Annotated in this window: 7 protein-coding genes and 1 tRNA gene; 4 read left to right on the top strand and 4 right to left on the bottom strand. The window is 70.9% G+C overall.

Annotation, left to right across the window (positions count from 1 at the left end; genetic code table 11):
• Positions 1-261 precede the first annotated feature (261 nt).
• The 4 genes from tmk (at position 262) to ACFYYB_RS37125 (ending at position 6907) form a co-directional block, all read left to right on the top strand.
• Complete coding sequence (tmk, locus tag ACFYYB_RS37140) at positions 262-3579, top strand: dTMP kinase (protein ID WP_389442058.1); 3318 nt, start codon at positions 262-264, stop codon at positions 3577-3579.
• Positions 3580-3747: 168 nt separating this feature from the next.
• Positions 3748-4959, top strand: coding sequence for a DNA polymerase III subunit delta' (locus ACFYYB_RS37135; RefSeq protein WP_389442056.1), 1212 nt, complete (start codon positions 3748-3750; stop codon positions 4957-4959).
• Positions 4960-5144: 185 nt separating this feature from the next.
• Positions 5145-6716 (top strand): alpha/beta hydrolase, encoded by a 1572-nt coding sequence (locus ACFYYB_RS37130; RefSeq protein ID WP_389442054.1) that lies wholly within the window; start codon positions 5145-5147, stop codon positions 6714-6716.
• Between the two features lie 117 nt (positions 6717-6833).
• Positions 6834-6907, top strand: a tRNA-Thr gene (locus ACFYYB_RS37125).
• Positions 6908-7160: 253 nt separating this feature from the next.
• Here ACFYYB_RS37125 and drmB read toward each other — a convergent pair.
• From drmB to ACFYYB_RS37105, 4 genes are read right to left on the bottom strand one after another with little or no spacing between them, the layout of a single operon-like run.
• Entirely contained in the window at positions 7161-9029 is a 1869-nt protein-coding gene (gene drmB, locus ACFYYB_RS37120) for a DrmB family protein (RefSeq protein WP_389442051.1), read from the bottom strand.
• Complete coding sequence (locus tag ACFYYB_RS37115; protein WP_389442048.1) at positions 9026-12283, bottom strand: helicase-related protein; 3258 nt, start codon at positions 12281-12283, stop codon at positions 9026-9028. The genes drmB and ACFYYB_RS37115 overlap by 4 nt, the downstream gene beginning before the upstream one ends.
• Complete coding sequence (locus tag ACFYYB_RS37110) at positions 12280-14184, bottom strand: UvrD-helicase domain-containing protein (protein WP_389442046.1); 1905 nt, start codon at positions 14182-14184, stop codon at positions 12280-12282. Before ACFYYB_RS37110 ends, ACFYYB_RS37115 begins: the two co-directional genes overlap by 4 nt.
• Positions 14181-18944 (bottom strand): DEAD/DEAH box helicase, encoded by a 4764-nt coding sequence (locus ACFYYB_RS37105; RefSeq protein ID WP_389442044.1) that lies wholly within the window; start codon positions 18942-18944, stop codon positions 14181-14183. The genes ACFYYB_RS37110 and ACFYYB_RS37105 overlap by 4 nt, the downstream gene beginning before the upstream one ends.
• Between the last annotated feature and the right edge of the window lie 55 nt (positions 18945-18999).

The raw sequence follows: 18999 nt of genomic DNA, 5'->3' as shown, positions 1-18999 counted from the left end.
TAAGGGGCGGGGCCCGCGTGTAACGCGCGGGCCCCGCCCCTTCGCTTTCAGCCGTCCGGCGCTCGAGGACCGGGGCAGGACCGGGGCAGGACCGGGGTCCGGGCGCAGCCCGGGGAACGGTGGAAGGGCGGGGCGGGGAGAAGCCCCGCGCAGCGGCCCCACGGGCCGGGAGCGCGCTCCCGAACGGGGTGGGTCGGGAGTCACATTGGACCTTGTCCACAGCCCTCCGCACCCGCACAGCGCAGCGGATAGGCTGGGCGGATGACGCGAGCCGAGCAGCCAACGGTCGTGACCGCCGCCACCGACACCACCGACACCGCACCCACCTACGACGAAGCCCTCGCCGCGGACTCCCGCGAGCGCGCGGTGCGCGCCCTGCTGCGCGTCCCCGGGCTGCGCCGTCTGTGGAGCGCGCAGCTCGTGAGCGGCATCGGCGATGCCCTCGCCCTGCTGGTCCTGGTGCTCCTGGTCTTCCAGGCGGCCATGGATCAGGGGGCCTTCGGCGGTGGTTACACCGGCTGGGCCCTCGCCGTCGCCGCCGTCTTCGGCGTCCGTGTGGTGTCCACGGTCCTCTTCGGCGCGGTCCTCCTCGGGCCCCTGTCCAAGCTCACCGCCCCCGGCGGCACGCTGGACCGCCGCTGGACGATGATCGGCGCCGACGGGATCCGGCTCGCGCTCTTCGTCGTGGCCCCACTGTGGCTCGACTGGATCGGCCCGCACGCGTTGATCGCCCTGCTCGCCACCGTCTTCGTCTCCGGCGCCTCCGAGCGGCTGTGGGGGCTGGCCAGGGACAGTGCGGCGCCCGGTCTGCTGCCGGCGCCGCCGCCGGAGGGCGCGACCGTACGGCCGCTGCCCGATCACCTCGACGCACTGCGCCGGCTGAACCTGCGCACCGCCTTCGCCGCCCTGCCGATCGCCGCGGCCGCGCTGCTCGCCGCCACCTTGATCGGCAAGGCGCTCGGTCTCGGCATCGGCTGGTTCGCCGAGAACCAGGCGGCCCTCGGCTCGTACGTGGCCTCCGGTCTCTTCGCGGCCTCCGTCTCGCTGCTGCTTCCGCTCGTGCTGCCCGCCACGAAGACCCCGCGGCCCCGCTCCCCGCTGGAGGGCCTGCGGGCCCCCAAGGCGGGGGACCGGCCGGAGAAGGGGCGTACGGGGGCCATCCCGCTGTTCGTGCTCGTCTGCGGAGCCGTCGCCGGAGCCGTCGCCTCCGCCGCCGCCGTGGCCGTCCTGCACGCCGCCGACCTGGGGGGCGGAGCGGCCGCGTTCTCGCTGCTCGTACTGGCCCTGCTCGGCGGCACCGCGCTGGGCATCCGCGCCACCCAGGCCGGCAAGGTGCTCCCCGCACTGTCCCGGCGCCGCCTGCTGGCGCTGGCCGTGGGGGTGGCAGGGCTGGCGCTGATGCTGACCGGGCTGGTTCCGGACACCTCGACGGTGGTGTTCCTCTCGCTGCTCGCCGGCACCGCCGCGGGCGTCGCCGCGAACACCGGGCACACGCTGCTCGACCAGGAGACCGAGGAGTTCCGCAGGGCCCGGGTCACCGAGCACCTGCAGGCCGTCGTCCGGGTCTCCGTGGCCGTCGGGGCCGTGGCCGCACCGCTGCTGGCCGCCCTGATCGGACCGCACCGGCTGGCCGCCGGCGAGGTCGTCTTCGCGCACGGCGGCGCGGCCTTCACGCTGATGCTGGTCGGCGCCCTGCTGCTGCCGGTCGCCGTCATCGTCCTGGCCAAGGCCGACGACCGCGGCGGCGTACCGCTGCGCCGCGACCTGCGCGAGGCGCTGCGCGGCGGGGAGCCGGTCCAGGCCGCGTCCGACGCCGGGTTCTTCATCGCCCTGGAGGGCGGCGACGGCGCCGGCAAGTCCACCCAGGTCGAGGCGATGGCCGACTGGATACGGGCCAAGGGGCACGAGGTCGTCGTCACGCGCGAGCCCGGGGCCACGCCGGTCGGCAAGCGGCTGCGCTCGATCCTGCTCGACGTGTCCTCAGCGGGCCTGTCGAACCGCGCCGAGGCCCTGCTCTACGCGGCCGACCGCGCCGAGCACGTGGACACCGTCGTACGGCCCGCCCTGGAGCGCGGCGCGGTGGTCATCACCGACCGCTACATCGACTCCTCGGTGGCCTACCAGGGCGCCGGCCGGGACCTGTCCCCGACCGAGATCGCCCGTATCTCGCGCTGGGCCACGAGTGGCCTCGTACCGAATCTGACCGTGCTGCTCGACGTGTCGCCGGAGGCGGCCCGGGAGCGGTTCACGGAGGCGCCGGACCGGCTGGAATCGGAGCCGGCGGAGTTCCACCAGCGGGTGCGGGCCGGGTTCCTGACCCTGGCCGCGGCCGACCCCGGGCGCTACCTGGTGGTCGACGCGGGCCAGGACCCCGAGTCGGTCAGCACCGTCGTGCGCCACCGGCTGGACCGGATGCTCCCGCTGTCGGAGGCCGAGGTGGCCGCGCAGGCGGAGGCCCGCCGGCTCGCCCTGGTGGAGGCCGCGCGCAAGGCCGAGGAAGAGGCGGCCCGCAAGGCCGAGGAAGCCCGGCTGCTGGCGGAGGAAGAGGCCCGCAAGGTCCGCGAGGCGGAGGAGGCCCGGATCGCAGCCGAGGCCGAGGCCGCCCGCAAGGAGCGCGAGGAGCGGCTGCGCGCCGAGGAGGAGGCCCGCGCGCGGGCCGAGGCCGAGCGACTGCGTCTGGAGGCCGAGGAGAAGGCCCGCGCGGTGGAGGCCGAGCGGCTGCGCAAGCAGGCGGAAGAGGAGGCCCGGCTGCACGCCGAGGCCGAGGAGCGCCGGCTGGAGAAGCAGCGGCGGGCCGAGGAGGCCCTGCTGAAGGCCGAGGAGGCCCGTCGGCTGGCCGAGGCCTCGGCGGCGGAGGCGGCGGCGAAGTCCGCGGCGGCCGCGGCTGCCGCTGCCTCGGTGACGGCCGCTTCGGCGTCCGTGCCGGCGGCCGCACCGGTGGCTCCGGCCGCCCCGGCGGCTCCCCCGGTGTCCGGGCCCAAGGCCGACCTGCGCAAGGAGCCGCACCACGACGAGGCCGTCACGATCGAGACCCCGGTCGTCAAGCGGGTCGTGCAGCCGGACGACGTCACCCAGACGGTCCCGGTCCCGAAGGCCGATCCGGCGGCGGGTCCGGCGTCCGGTCCGGTGGCTCCGTCGGACGAGACGGCGGTGCTGCCGCCCGTCTCCGCGGCGGGCCCGGTGGACGAGACGGCGGTGCTGCCGCCCGTACGCGCGACGGGTCCGGCGGACGAGACGGCCGTACTGCCGCCCGTACGCCCCACGGGCACGGGTGAGGCGCCGGCCACGCGGCCGGCGGCGCCCCGGGCCCCGTACTCCGCGTCGCGGCCGACGGCCCGGCGCCCCGAGGAGAACCCGGCCGACCGGGTCCCGCCGGGCATCTTCCGCGACTCGGGCAACGACGCGACCCGCGAACTGCCGATGCTCACCGACGTCACCGAGGACGGCCGGCCGCGCAGGCCGCGCTCGGACTGGGCGGAGGAGACTCCGCTGGACGATCTGCCGACGCTGGCGGACGAGCTGCTGGGATGGCACCGGGACGACGAGGACGACCAGGGCCGGGGACCGCGCCGCGGCTGACCGCGGCGGGGACGGCGCTACGGCGGTAGGGCGGGCGTGGGGACGCCGGTACGGCGGGTGACGGCCGGGGTCGTCGTGGGGGCCGGCTGACGGGGATTGTCAGTGGGAGCCGCCACACTGGGTGAGCAGACGACACGGACGGTACGCGAGGGAAAGGCGGTGGGCGGGATGCCCGTATGGGACGACCTGGTGGGACAGGAGCGGGTTCAGACACAGCTGGCCGCCGCCGCGGTCGATGCCGACGCCCTGGTCACCGCCATCGAGGCGCGCACCCCGCCGCCGGCCGCCTCCAAGATGACGCACGCCTGGCTGTTCACCGGACCGCCCGGTTCGGGGCGCTCCACCGCCGCCCGCGCCTTCGCCGCCGCCCTCCAGTGCACCAGTCCCGACCGCGCCCTCGGCGGCGAGCCGGGCTGCGGGTTCTGCGACGGCTGCCACACCACCGTGATCGGCACGCACGCGGACGTGGAGATCGTCCGCACCGATCAGCTGTCCATCGGCGTGAAGGACACCCGAGCCCTGGTGCGCCGGGCGCAGCTCTCCCCGGCTGTCGGGCGCTGGCAGGTCATCGTCCTGGAGGACGCCGACCGGCTGACCGAGGGCGCCGGAAACGTCCTGCTCAAGGCCGTGGAGGAGCCCGCTCCACGGACCGTGTGGCTGCTGTGCGCCCCCTCGCTGGAGGACGTGCTGCCCACCATCCGCTCCCGCTGCCGCCACCTTTCGCTGCGCACCCCGCCGGTGTCCGCCGTCGCCGAGGTGCTCGTACGGCGCGACGGCATCGAGCCGGCCGTCGCCCAGGCCGCCGCCCGCGCGACCCAGGGCCACATCGGCCGGGCCCGCCGGCTCGCCACCGACGAGGCGGCCCGCTCACGGCGCGCCACCGTGCTGCGGCTGCCGATGCGCGTGGCCGACGTGGGCGACTGCCTGAAGGCGGCGCAGGAGCTGGTGGACGCCGCCGCGGAGGACGCCAAGCAGGTCGCGGAAGAGGTCGACACCAAGGAGACCGAGGAGCTGAGGGCCGCGCTCGGCGCCGGAGCGGGCACGGGCGGGCGGATGCCGCGCGGTACGGCGGGCGTGATGAAGGAGCTGGAGGACCGGCAGAAGCGCCGGCGCACGCGTACGCAGCGCGACAGCCTCGACCTGGCCCTGACCGACCTCACCGGCTTCTACCGGGACGTCCTGGCGCTCCAGCTCGGCTCCTCGCTGGCCATCGCGAACGAGGAAATACGGCAGGACCTGGACCGGATCGCCCGGGAGTCGGGCCCGGAGCGCACACTGCGGCGCATCGAGGCGATCATCGCGTGCCGGCAGGCGCTGGACCGCAACGTCGCCCCGCTGCTGGCCGTCGAGGCGATGACGATGTCGCTGCGCGCGGGCTGACGCGGTTCGGTCGGGGGGTGCGGGCCGCGACTCCGGTTGACGGCTTCACCCGTTCGAGGGGTCCGCGGGGCGGGCCGCGGACGCCGCCGGTCCGTGCGGGGCGGCGCCCCGCGCCCGGGCGGCCGTCCGCCGCGCGGCGCGGGTACCACCGCCCCGGGCGTGCGCGCAGGCCGTAGGCTCCGGGAATGGACACCAGTCGCCTGCTGCGCACCACCGGGACCGTGATGGCCGCTGCGGGGCTACTGCTCTCCGGGTGTACCTCGGGCGGTTCGGGGACACCCCGCGCCGCCGCTTCGTCCGGCGGGGCCTCCCCGGCGGCGTCGGCCGCGCCGACCGCCGTCTCGGCGGCGCTGCGCCCGTACTACGACCAGAAGCTGAGCTGGCGCGAGTGCGGCGTGCCCGGCTTCGACTGCACCACCATGAAGGTCCCGCTGGACTACGAGAACCCGGGGGGCGGGGACATCGACATCGCGGTGTCCCGCCGCAAGGCCACCGACCCCTCCAAGCGGCTCGGCTCCCTGGTGGTGAACCCGGGCGGCCCGGGCGGCTCCGGCATCGGCTACCTCCAGGCGTACGCGGGCATCGGGTACCCGGCCCCGGTCCGTGCCGCGTACGACATGGTCTCCTTCGACCCGCGCGGCGTGGACCGCAGCAGCCCCGTGGAATGCCTGGACGGTCCGGCCATGGACAAGTACACGCAGGTGGACCAGACGCCCGACACGCCGGCGGAGCGGGACCTGCTGGTGGCCGCCTTCAAGGAGTTCGCGGCCGCCTGCCAGACGCACTCGCAGCGGGTCCTGCCGCACGTGTCCACGGTCGACGCCGCCCGCGACATGGACGTCCTGCGTGCGGCGCTGGGCGACGAGAAGCTGAACTACGTCGGAGCCTCGTACGGCACCTTCCTCGGGGCGATGTACGCCGACCTCTTCCCGGGCCGGGCCGGACGGCTGGTCCTGGACGGGGCGATGGACCCCTCCCGGCCCGCGGTGGAACTGAACCGGGACCAGACGGAAGGCTTCGAGACCGCCTTCCGGGCCTTCTCGGCGGACTGCGCGAAGCAGACCGACTGCCCGCTCGGCCAGGGCAGCCCGGAGCAGATCGGGGAACGCCTGAAGGAGTTCTTCCGCAAGGTCGACGCCCAGCCGATCACCACGACGGACCGGTCGCGCGCCACGCTCGGCGAGTCGCTGGCGACGACCGGGGTGATCGCCGCCCTCTACGACGAGAACGCCTGGCCGCAGCTGCGCGAGGCGCTCGCGTCCGCGATCAAGGACGGCGACGGCGACGGGCTGCTCGCCCTCGCCGACAGCTACTACGAGCGCGGGGCGGACGGGAAGTACGCCAACCTCATGTCGGCGAACGCCGCCGTCAACTGCCTCGACCAGCCCCCGGCCTTCGCCGACCCCGCGGCGGTCGGTAAGGCGCTGCCCTCCTTCGAGAAGGCCTCCCCGGTCTTCGGCGCGGGCCTGGCCTGGGCCTCGCTGAACTGCACGTACTGGCCGACGAAGGCCACCGGCAAGGCCGAGGCACTGCACGCGAAGGGCGCTCCGCCGATCATGGTGGTCGGCACCACCCGCGACCCGGCGACCCCGTACAAGTGGGCCGAGGCGCTGGCGAGCCAACTCGACTCGGGCGTCCTGCTGACCTACGACGGCGACGGCCACACGGCGTACGGCCGGGGCAGCGCCTGCATCGACTCCGCGATCAACAGCTACCTCCTTGAGGGCACCGCTCCCGAGGACGGGAAGAAGTGCTGACCCCCGCAGCCAGGGCCGCCGAAGACCCCTGTTCGGGGCACCCCGTTTAACCCTGTAGACTTGGCGCCGCTGCTGATGAGAGCCTCCCACCAGGGAAATTCTTGTCTTCCCAGCGGTGCCGCCTTAGCTCAGCTGGCCAGAGCAACGCACTCGTAATGCGTAGGTCTCGGGTTCGAATCCCGAAGGCGGCTCTGTAGAACCCCCAGGACTCACTCGCCGTGACCTGGGGGTTTTGCTTTTTCCCGGATCTTGCGACGCCGCCGGGCACGGGCGGCCCGTGTGCGGTGGGTCTCAGGTGGCGTGCACGTTCTCGCAGAGCGATCCGACGGGCCTGCGCCCTCCCGAGTTCCGGAGCCGTCGCGGCAGTTTCTCCGGCTCCGAAACCGGGAGAGCGGCATGCGTCGGATCGCCCTCACCGTCGAGGCGATCGCGGATGGGTGGACGTCATTGCCCCAGGATGCCCGCGAAGTAGCCGAGTCGAGGGTCATCGGGAGTACCGACGAGGAGGGCGCGGTCGAGCAGGACGTTGTTGTGCTCGCAACTCGTCTCCGGCAGCATCACGCAGGCGTGGCAGGCCGCCAGGTTGATTCCGCCGGCACCGGATGCCTCGGTCTCCATGCAGAGCGGGTCCGACGAACACCATTCGGCACGGTGGACGGCCGAACGCACCGTACGGCCGAGAGTTCCCGGTTCACCTTGGGCGACCAGACCGCCAAGACTGCCCGCCGAGTCGCTCGTCGCCGTGTAGACGAGCACCCCGGCCATGTCGTCGGCGGCGTACAGGCGCTCGCGCAGGGCCGCGGCCGGGTAGCCCGCCTCCAGGCTCCACTCGTTGATGAGGACGTGGGCCAGCGTGTGCAGGAGGACCATGCGAGGGGTTGCCGGGGAGGGTACGACCCTGCTCGGGTCATCGGCCCGCTGTACGAGCACCCGCTGGTGGGCGGCACGCATCCGCTCGACCCGGGCTGCGACCGCCGTGCTCTTCTCCCAGGCGCCGAGCCGATCCTCGTCCAACCGGAGGAAGACTCCTTCGCCCCGTACCTCCATGGCCGGGAGCCAGGGCAAGGGACGTTCCGAGAGCGGCATCTCCGTGGAGTCGGTCGTCGACTCGGCGTCGACGAGCCGGGTGAACGACTTCAGGGCGCGCACCTCGCGAAGCTTCTTGACCAGCATCGGGCCGGTGACGCCGAGGGGGCCGAGCACGCTCTGGTCGCCCAGCGGGGCCTCACAGACGAACTGCTCGTTGTGGGAGTGGTCGCCCTCCTCGTTGCCCGCGCGAAGACGGTCGTACTCCTTGTTGCGCAGTGCGAGGTAGCGGTGGTCGAGGGTGGGGGGCGACTCGCTGTCGGGGTCCTCCTCGCGCTCCGCGTCAAGGAGCGCCATCACCTCGTCGAGCGGCACCGGACACTGCCCCCTGAAAGCACCCTTGAGGTAGATCTCGACCTGCTCGCGTGTGTCGTACTCGCGGAGCGCCGCCCAATGTTCGGCGAGCGGATCCGACCGGCCGTCGCTCCACGGCGGGATGGAGAGAGCCGACTTCAACACCGGCTGCCACAACGCCGACGAACCTCGCTGAAGCGTGCGCAGAGCAAGTCCGCACCCCGTAGCCGGGGCGGACGCACCGAGCCACGGGCGGGTTCCCTGACACCGCAGGCCCAGGTCCTTGAGCGCGTTCCTGCGGAAGGACCCTTCCATCGATACCTCGGGAACCTGCCCACAGGTACAGGAGACGAGAATGGAGCGGAGCGAGGATGTGCGCCCTGACGTGCGCATCTTGAGCTTCCCCCCGCACTCTGCCGTCCTTGCGGCACCGCGGTCCGTGGAGCGGTGCAACCACTGCCGGTACGGAAACTCGCCGAGGTGGCCGGCCTCGCAGGCGACGACGAAACGGGAGGGCACCAGGTCGGCCTCGCACGTGCCGCAGACGCTTCGCCCGGCAGGGGGGTTGAAGTCGCGGTGCCGCTGAAGGTCGTTGCACTCGGGGCAGGAGTGCATCAAGGGGAATCGTCGGACCCGGAGACCGTCCTTGCTGGTGTCGTCGGAAGCGGGCGGCAGCCGGAAGAAGTCGACTCCGAGCACTCGGGCCAGGCGCCGCTCGTGGATCCTCGGGGACTCGTCACGGCTCCAGCTCCGCTCGGCCTCGTCGAGTCCCGAGACGATGAAGGACTCTTGGTTGACTGCGATGAGCGACCCGACGCCGTACGTGGTGATCACCTGGGCTCGGCGGACCGCACCACGTCGCGGAAAGTTGTTGTGGGCGGGTGCGGCGCCGTACGCGCCGGTCCGTTGACGGCGGGCGGGGGGCGGGGTCATCGGGTTCCCTCCAAGAACAGGGCGGTCTCGGCGTCCACGTCGCGCAGGCTCCACAGCGTGGGCCATGCTTCGGCGTCCTGTGATTCGTCGTCGTACGCCTTCAGGAGCGAAGGGCTGTGCCTGCCCCTCCGAGGCTCGAACAGCAGGCCGTTGTGGATGTCGGCCTCGGTGCACCACCAGTCGACGAACTCGTCGAAGGCCTGTGACACGGTGCCGGTTTCCTCCTCGGCAACCGCCGCCACGCGTTCCAGGAGAATCGACTTGATGCGTCCCCGGAGCACATGTTCGTACGACTCGACCTGGCCGGCGCCCTCATTGGGTCGAGCGGCCGGGATCAGGATGCGGGCGAGGGCGACGATCACGGCGTGCAGGCCCCGGTCGCGGGCCCGAGCGGAGAACGGGGTGACGGAAGTGGACTCGACCTCGCGGTACAGGGCCGAGTGGAAATGCTGGAAGCTCTCGTAGTGGGAGCGGTCCCGGGAGCGGGTCGAGTTGAACATGACCGCGACCAGACCGGGGTGCGCGCGGCCGACCCTGCTGGTGGCCTGGATGTACTCGGCGGTCGTCTGCGGCTGGCCCATCACGGCCATGAGACCGAGGCGGTCCACGTCCACGCCGACCGCGATCATGTTGGTGGCGAGGAGGACGTCCACGGTGTCATCGCCGGGATACCGCCTCTCGATGCCCTTGAGACGGCTGGGAATCTCGCTGGCGTCGATACGACTCGTCAGCTCGGAGTAGTTGGCGACCGAGCGGACTTCCACCCGCTCCCGCTCGGCGAGCATCTCCAGATAGGCCACCACGTCGTCATGGACCTGGAGCTCGGCAGCGGACAACAGTCGGAGGCTGTTGAAGTAGCCGACGAGACTCCAGTACGCGTCGCGCACCTTGTCCTCCGTCTCCGCCTGCTTGGCCCGGTGCAGCAGGGTCGCGTAGGTACGGATCAGGAGGGTGGACTGACTGGTTCCCGGGGCCAGGAGACCGACGTAGCGGCGGGTCGCCTTCTCCTCGCGTGGGGTCTCCACGGCGAACCACGAGTCGCGGGCGTCCAGCCCGGCGGGCGGGAACTGCCGCACTTCGCGAGCGAAGAGGTGGAGGCCCTGATCGGCGGCACGACGGATGGTCGCCGTGGAGGCGATCACCTTGGGCAGGCCGGCGAGTGCGTCCACGGCCGTCTCGTAGAGACCCGTGAGCGTGCCCAGCGGTCCGGAGATCAAGTGGAGTTCGTCCTGGACGATCAGCTCCGGGGGCGGAGTGCCGCCCTCCGGGTCGTCGTCGCGGTTGAAGAGCGCAGAGGTCTCCGGGCGCCACGGCATCGACGCGAACTTGTCGACGGTGGCGATCACCAGGGTCGGCCGTGCGGCGTACACCGCCTCATCGATCAGATGGACGGGCAGGCCGTCGGTGAAGTCGCAGTCCGCACCCGGGCATCGGACATGCATCCGCTTGGCGTCCACATCGGCTTCGTAGTTCCGTGCGTCGAGCCGGGTCCCGCACCAGGGGCAGGCATGCAGCTGAACGGGATTCTCGGTGGCGAGTCGCTTGTCGAGATTCCTTTGCAGCTCATCGAGCTTCTGACCTGCCACGACCAGTGTGTTGGGGGTGGCCGAACGCCCCACCCACATGCCGACGGAGAACTCCTCGTGGCCCAACTCGGGCGTCCGGCGCCGCATGCGCTCCATGGCGCAGAGCAGAATCGCGGCGCGCTCGAACTGCTGGAGGGTGAGCAACCGCAGCGTGTAGCGCATGAGGACGGTGACACCACCACCGTCCGCTCCTTTGCGGATCCGACGCAGGAATGCCGTGAAGGCGATCAGCCCCAGGTAGGCCTCCGTCTTGCCACCACCGGTGGGGAACCACAGCAGGTCGGAGATCTGCCGGTCGTGGTGCTCGCGGTCGTCGATGCCGGCCAGGCAGAGCAGCACGAACGCGATCTGAAAGGGGCGCCAGTGGCCGGCGGCCGGATCGGGGGTCCCTACCCGGCCGTCCTTCACCCACTTGCTGCGGGCACGCTGGTCTGCCATGGCGCGGTTCGCGAGCCGGAACGCGTGCATGAGATCGGGTTTGGTCCGCAGTAGCTCGATTCCCTCACGGATTCGCTGGAGCGCCTCGCCGCAGGCTTTCACCTGCTCCCGCGCGGGCTTCTCGTGCGGGCCGCCCGTCAGAGCGTCCGCCTCGGCCGACTTGCCGTCGATCCAGCGCGCGTAACCCGTGGCGAGACCTTCCAGAGCGGCCAGGACCGAGGCATCCGACTGCTCGGCCAGCCCGATCATGGACAGCGCCGAACTGTCGATCTCCGGGTTGGAGTCGGTGAGCAGCACCTCCATGCTGGGTACGAACTGGCTCCGCACCTCGGGGACGGCGGGGATTCGGGCCTCGGTCATACCGATCGGCTGAGGGGTCCAGTCCCATTCGGCGGCGCATCCGTGACCGACCGCGAACGTCGGGGCGTGGCGGTGCAGCAACCGACTCGTGGCGATCTCGGGGTCGTGGGCGGCGGCCGGGGCCGGACGTTCGACGAAGGCGCTGGATCCGTCGGCGGCCCGGACCGTCAGACCACACTGGAACAGGGAGAAGGCGTCCTGAAGATCCCGTTCGCCGATCGTCTGCCGATTGATCAGCGTGACCGTGACCGTGACCGTGTTGTGGACCGGATCGACGGGTCGGACGTTGACATGAAGCAATGCCTCGGGAGAGAGCTTGATCGTCTGCTTCGGATTCGGTCGGGTCACGTCAATGGGCCGGTCGGGGAAGACGAGTTCCCTGCGCCGCCACTGCTCCCGCTGGTCGGCGGTGGTACGGGCCTCGGCGCGACGAGCCGGGACAGGCTTGCCGTCGGCGTCGGTGGGCACGTAGACGGCCGCGCACGCAGAGACCACGATCATTCCGCTCATGGTCGGGCGGACCGCGAAGGTGAGACCCATCGAGGAAGGGCGCCTGTCCCCTGAAGCGCCCATCTCCTGCGCGGTTCCGGACTCCTCGGCGTCTTCTCGGCCGAGCAGCGGGGCGGCGTCCAGACCGTCCTGCTCGGCGGCGTCCTCGCCCTTCCGTTCCTCCGCGGGTTTGTCCGCCGCCCGCGGATAGAGCACGCCGGCCAGATACCGGTCGATCGGCGCGTCCTGGGTGAGGACCTCGTCCCGATCGTCCGGCACGGCCTCCGGGGCGGGGCCGAGGAGCTCACGGCGAAGCCCCACCAATAGCTCCTCGTCCCGGACCCGGTAGTGCTCGGAGTGGGGACCTGCCACCTGCGTCATGAGCGCTGCTCCTCGTAGTCGTCGGCTCTCCGGTACCGACCGATGCCGGTGATCCGCGGGGCGATCCACACACCGCGCTCACCCAGTCCGGCGTTCGTGCCGGCGGCGGTGCTGCCCGTCACGGTCTCCAGGGTGTCGATCCGCAGGTCATGGATCTCGTCGGGCCACCAAGGTTCCCAGGTGCGGTTGACCTTCTGTACCTGGAAGAGAGCCTCACGGAACCCCTGCGAGGCCTCCCCGATCTCCATGCCGTCGTGCATCAGGACGTACGGCGGGCTCTCGACCTCGCCCATCGGCAGGTCGTGGCGCTTGCGCAGCAGCACCTCCCGGCCGGGCCGCACCCGTTCCAGGAGGTACGCCTGGGTGGCGACGGCATCGGTCCGGTGGCCGGGCGGGTCGTCGCGGCAGACATCGCCCGCCTCGGCGACGATCCCGTACCTGTCGTAGGACCGCCACGACCCGAGGTAGAGGCGGCCGATGCTCCGGCTCCCCGCTCGTTTGAAGTGAGGCAGTTCGGGAGGGGCCACGTGATAAAGATCCTGGCGGGCTCGCGTCATGGCCACGTACAAGGCGCGGGCCTCGGCGGGAAGGTCCACTTCGTCCTGGTGCTGTTTGTGGAGCTCGGCGGCAGTCGGTGGCGTTAGGACGATCACCCGGTCGAACTCCAGGCCCTTCGCGCGGTGCACCGTCGAGACCACGATGCGTGCGGTCTCCGGATCGGCCGCTTCGTCCGGGAACCTGCCACCGGCGACCGCACGACGCAGCCGGTCCAGATCGAGCACCCCGCGCCCCGCTCCGCGCGCGACCCGGCGCAGCACCGTCCACAGGGCGGTGGCGTCGGGTTCGTAGGGAAGAGGGATATCCGAGAGGAGCGTACGGAAGCGGTCCTCGGTGAGGCCGGTGGCCTCCGTGCGACGCAGTAGCTCGGCCATCCAGTAAGGCACGGGACGCTCCTCCAGGGGGCGCCGTATCCGGTGGTCGATGCCGTGTGCGTGCAGCAGTGCGGAGACCACGAGGGCCTGCCGGTTGTCGCGGGTGAGGACGGCGCAGGTGTCGGAGAGGTCCCGCAGGCCTTCCAGGGTGAACTCGTCATCGAGATCACCCATGCCGTTCGCCGGGTCCATCAGGAGATCGCGCAATTCGCCGTAGAGCCGCTCCGCCTCGTCCGGTGCGGCCACCCGTTGGAGAAGAGGGCCGTGCGCCAACGCGATCCCGGCCTCGGCCGTGGTGGCCCTGAAGTTCCTTGTGAGACTCAGCTCCACCAGGTCGTCGGGGAAGGAGCAGCGCAGCCAGTCGAAGAACCGACCGGTCTCGTCGGCGCGTTCGACGGGGTCTTCGATCTGGAAGCCGTACACGGACTGGGCGGCGTCTCCGACGACCGTGAACCCGCAGCTGTCCTGGTACCGGTCGAGGAGCGTCTCCACCAGCTCACGGCGCCCGCCCAGCAGGTCCTGCACTTCGTCGATCACGACATGGGCCGGTGGTACCGCGTCGCCGACCTCCAGCGCGCCCTTCTCGATCGCGCGGGCCGCGGCGGCGATCCGCGCGTCGAACCCGACCGAACCCCACTCGCCGTCCGGGTGCGCCTGAAGGAGCACCTCATAGGCCCATGCGTCGAAGGTGCGGGCGCGCACCCGGTGCGCTCGCTCCCCGTGCCGAGAGATCCGTTCCCGCAGTTCCCGAGCCGCCGCTCGGGAGAAGGTGAGTACCAGGATCTCGGCGGCTTCCAGCGCCTGCTCGGGGTCCTCGTCACCGCACAGGGCGTCGAGCCGGCGAACCAGAGTGTGGGTCTTTCCGGCACCGGCACCGGCCGTGACCAGTACCCGGGCATCCCAGGGCTGCTCGACCACGGCCAGCTGCTCGGCGGTGAGCGGAGGGCTGTCCTGGTAGACGTCGGTCACTTCCGGCTCCAGAGGTGCTCGAACTGGGTGAAGGCGAGGCTGGTGTCGAAGTTGGCGATGTTGTCGCTGACGTTGAGGACCAGGCAGCTGGGCTTGCCGCCGTTCCGCGGCCCGCGCAATCCGCGACCGATCATCTGCTGGTACACGTTGGTGCTGTAGACAGGCCGGGCCACGACCACGGCACGAGTGGCAGGTGCGTCGAACCCCTGGGTGAGCACGCCGTAGTTGGTGAGGACCCGGATACGACCGCTCCGGAAGTTCTCGATGCGCGTGCGACGGTCTTGCGCACTGGTCGTCGAGTCCACGGCAGCGGACGGAATGCCCCGGTCGTTGAGCATGGCCGCCAGGTACTTGGCGTGGTCGACGGAGGTGGCGAAGAGCAACGTCGGCCAATCGTCCGGCAGACCGGCCACCTCGTCGACGATGCGCCGACTGCGCGTGTGGTCGTCGGCCAGTCGCTGCTCGGCGGAGCGGGAGAGCATGGCCATGCGGTCGGCGTGTGTCTTCTCGTCCTGTGTGAGCTCGATACGGCCGCCCTCAAGAGTGCGGTGCTCGACCTGGGCGAGCATGCCCCAGTCCTGGAGAGCGCGATACGGGTCGCCCGACGGGAAGACGCCTTCGTCGAGCCGCCGATTGCCGAAGCGCCCGACCAGGCGGCGGGTCTCCTCTTCGTTGGTGTTCCGGAACGGGGTGGCGGTCAGGCCGAGCAGGTGCCGGCTCGTCTCGTACTGGGTGAGTCCCAGTTGGCCCAGGATCTCGGTGTATCGCTTGGAGATGGCGGTGTGGGCCTCGTCCACGACCACCAGGGCGGCCTGGCGCAGCCAGGCGTACTGGTCGGTGCCCAGGCACCGTTCCAATTTGGCGTCGGTGGCGACCACCAAGTGCGGGTGGTCGACCACGTCACCCACCTCGTTGGTGCTCCACAGCCGGCTGATGGTGAGCGGACGTTCGGCGCCGACCTTGCTCCAGACAAACCTCCAGCTCTGGACGGCCTGCTCGCACAATTCCTCGGTCTGCGCGATCCACAGCAGTGGACCCTTGAGGTCGCCGACTCGCTTCACCCAGCGGATCACGGCCTCGGCGGTGACCCGGGTCTTGCCGGCGCCGGTCGGCAGCGACAGCATGCCGCGCTGGGGTGCCAGTCGGTCGAGCATGGTGGAGATGTTCCGGACCAGGTCCTCCTGGTATTCGTGGAGACTCGGGAAGTCCCGAGGGCCCTCGACAGTCTCGAACGGAGGTGGGGACGGAGTCCTCGAACCGGCGAACGCGACCGGCAGCTTCAGCTCCGAGACGAACGCGATGGCCGCAGACGAACCTCCGTACCCGACCGGGGCGTTGGGGAAGCGTCCCTGGATGTCCCTGGCATGCTGCTGGAGCACACCGTCACCGTGTGCGTTGAACGCCATCTGTGCGATGCGACGCCCGGTCGGCTCGACGCCCTCGGTCGAATGAAGTTCGGCCTCCATCAGTCCTTCGGGGAGGCCGGCGCGGAGCGCGTCGGCACCGACCAGCAGCTCGATCTTGGTCACCACGTCAGTGGACTCGCGCACCGCCTTCTGCGCCGCCTTCAACTCACCGTCCCGTTCCATACGGTCCTGGTGGTCGAGCACCGCGCGGCAGCCGGCGGCGCCGAGGCCCAAACCGAGCTCGCGGTCGATCAGGCGCAGCATCGGCTCCGGGGCCAGAGGGACTCGGAGCTTGACGGTGCCGTCCTGGCGCACGGCGTCCAGGGGGGAGGTGTGCGTACCCCTGGGCGTACGGGTGACTTCTTCCAGTTCGCTGCACCGTTGCACCATGCTGTTCCGGTTCCCGCTGTTCAGACGCTGCCTCAGGGCGGGGAACAGCTCGACCAGCGGCACGGGGTCACCCACCGGTACTTCACGGGTCTCCAGACTGATCACGTCGGCGTAGCGGAGCATGCCCCACTTCTCGATCATCAGCTCGGCGTCGTCGGTGGTCGGTACGAGCAGCGCCGGGAGTTGCTCGGCGCGCAGCGCTTGGTACTGAGCGGTCCCGACGGCGACGGTGATCTCGTCGTCGGGCCGGGTTTCCCAGACGTCACCGATCCGGCACCTGGTCAGTGAGTCCTCGGGGAAGTCCGCGCCGAATCGGGTCAGCATCACGTAGGTGGCTCCGACGAAGGAGTCGTCCGCGCTGCGGGCCACCTCTTCGAGGAGCGCGTCCCAGCGGTCGGCGGGGACCTCGTCGACGGTGGTCGGGAGCCGCAGCCTGCGGGCCTTCTCGGGGGAGATGTCGGCGACGGGCAGCACATCCCGGTAGCCGGCGAGCTGGGGGCCGACCGCCTCCTTGACCGGCTTGATCCCCTGGGAGGTGGCGATCGTGCCGAACTTCCTCAGCATCCATCGGATCGGCGAGGCCACGGCCTGTCGCGTGCTGGTCTGTGCGCCGATCTGGCGCGTCCAGTTGTCCACCACGGCGTCGTCGGGCAGCACCTTCAGGAAGGCGGCGCGGGACTCCTCGGACAGGGCGCGGAAGAGGTGGAGCGGGCCGCCGATCGCGGCGCCCTCGACTTTCATCCGGCTCAGCGCGGGGCGCGGGGCGTGACTGTCCAAGCCGCGCAGGTAGGCGGCGTGGAGGGCTTCGCGGTACTCCACGAACCACGCTTCGTCTTCCTGGGGGCGGACCCCACCGGACGGTCGTTCCCGCAGGCCGACCTGTGAGAAGAAGGGGGTGTCGTCGGAGTGGAACGACATGTCGACAGCGATGCCGGGGTCGCGCTTCGCATCGACCACGACACCCGGCAGCATGCAGTCCTCGACCGGCCGGAACCGACCGTCGGCGGTGCGTACCCGGAGCGCCGAGCGTGGAGTGGGGACCCTCTCCAGGACCGTGTGGGCCAGCCGACGCACCCCCGCCTGACGGAACAGCTCCCAGAACCGTTCCCAGTCCGAGTCGCCGTAGTGGTCGAAGCCCTGATCGAGCACGCTGACGAACCGGCCCTCGACATCGGCCTCCCGGATGCCCAGGACGTTGAGGGCGTGAGCCAGTGACGGGTCCTGGGCGAGCTTGTCGACCACGTACACCAGGGTCTCGCGCAGGCCGCCCTGGGTTGCACGGCGGAACACCTTGCCGTGCACGGGCGCGACGAGACCGTGCTCCTCTGTCAGCACGATGCGGGCCTTACGGGCCTCTTCGGCATGGGAAGAGTGGTTCTCGATCATGTCCGCGAGGATGCGAACGGCCGCCGCCGACGCCTCGGGGGTGCCGCTCCCGACCAGAGCCTCCAGCCATTCCCGGACACCGGTCCGCTCATGCCCGGCGGTACCGATGATGTGCTCGACCTTGCCGGAGCGCAGGACGTCGGCCTCGACACTGGGGTGAAGCCAGTTCGAGGGGCGTCCGGGGCACTCGTGCCACATCCGCAGCCACTTGGACAGCTTCTTCAGGTCCTTGTCGAGGCGCGGGTGGATCTTCAGCGTCGTCGGGATGCGCAGCACACCGTCCTGGTCGGGCAACGACGGGCGCTTCGTGGTGTGGGCCCAGATTTCTTTGGTCAGGAACTCGTCGGCCCAGCTGATCGCCTCCTTGACCCGACCGGGCAGCAGGGGGAGATAGGCGGCGGGATCCTCCTCGGGTGCAAGGGCAGGGAGGGAGTCGACGACCAGCTTTGCCGACATCCGGATCATTTCCTGGTTGAAGGGGGAGGAGTCCAGGAGGTTCTGGCGATCCTCGTTCGTCTTCCAGGCGCCGTTGAGGATGCCGCTCAGCGACATCTCGTACTTCGTCGGGAAGAAGGACCAGAACTTGCCGCGGCCGCGCGATCGCGGGCTGACGTACAGTCCGCTCTCCGGGTCCTTCTCCAGGGCGGGGACGCCCCAGGCGATGTTGAGCGAGAGCCGGTCGTGCAGTTCGCCGGCGTCCGCGCGGGCACTGGGACCGGGTTCGTGGGTGGTGGTGAACACGCGCCACCGGTCCGTGGCGACGGACTTCCCGGTCCGCTCCTCGATCAAGGTGTGCAGGTCGCCGGTCCGCTGGGCGGTCAGTGTCCGCCGGGCCACGGGCCGTGGCCGGCGGTCCTCCAGCACGACTCGTGCGACGTGCGGCGAGAAGAGCTGGAAGCCGACCGGGAATTCCTCGCGGGGCTCGCCGTGGTCCTTGCCACGTCCGCCGTGCATGTCCCGGCCCAGGCGGTCGTCCGCCTTCGGGAGCAGAGGCAGACGAACGACGGTGGTGGCCCAGTTCAGCAGTTCGTTCAGGACGTGATCGGATGCGCGCTCGGCCTCCACGTCCAGCGGTCGGGCCATCCGCAGCACAGGCGCGTCGAACTCGGGTCCGTAGCGCGCGGTCACGCCGGGCACGGCCTTGATCTGCTCGTACGACCAGGCACGGTCGAATCCGAAACTTCCGGTGCTGCTGAAGAATTCCGGCGCGTCGGTCACCACGAGAACCGATTTGACGCCCACTCCGAAACGCCCGATCTGGCCGCCGCGTTTCTTCGACATGCTCATCCGGAGAATTGTCTCGGCGCCTTCCGGGGAGACTGGATTACCCTCGTTCGCGCAGTACAAGTGGGTTTCCGTGAGGATGACACCGACTCGCCCGTTCGACTCGCCGGCCATTTCATCCGCCGCATTCTGAACGAGCTCGAAAAGCTGGCGATCGCCGTATCCGCCCTGGGTGATGCGGCGTTCTCCATTGGCGTGCTCGGCCACAAGGCCGGGGTCCACGGCGTAAGTCTGCAGGACACGCGAGGACTGTTCGAGAACGGTTTGAACGACCGAAGAGGACGATGACGGCACTGCTTCTGCGCTCCTGGGTGTCAGAGATCCGGACGGAAGAGCGAACGACGGGCCG

Origin of the sequence: Streptomyces sp. NPDC002886 (assembly GCF_042888445.1) — a bacterium.
Taxonomy (GTDB): Bacteria; Actinomycetota; Actinomycetes; order Streptomycetales; family Streptomycetaceae; genus Streptomyces.
This window is presented reverse-complemented; position numbering and strand designations above follow the sequence as displayed.

Bases quoted from the DNA above. Each gene is read 5' to 3' on its own strand.
- drmB (WP_389442051.1), bottom strand. From the start codon at position 9,029: ATGACCCCGCCCCCCGCCCGCCGTCAACGGACCGGCGCGTACGGCGCC.
- ACFYYB_RS37130 (WP_389442054.1), top strand. From the start codon at position 5,145: ATGGACACCAGTCGCCTGCTGCGCACCACCGGGACCGTGATGGCCGCT.
- ACFYYB_RS37115 (WP_389442048.1), bottom strand. From the start codon at position 12,283: ATGACGCAGGTGGCAGGTCCCCACTCCGAGCACTACCGGGTCCGGGAC.
- ACFYYB_RS37135 (WP_389442056.1), top strand. From the start codon at position 3,748: ATGCCCGTATGGGACGACCTGGTGGGACAGGAGCGGGTTCAGACACAG.
- tmk (WP_389442058.1), top strand. From the start codon at position 262: ATGACGCGAGCCGAGCAGCCAACGGTCGTGACCGCCGCCACCGACACC.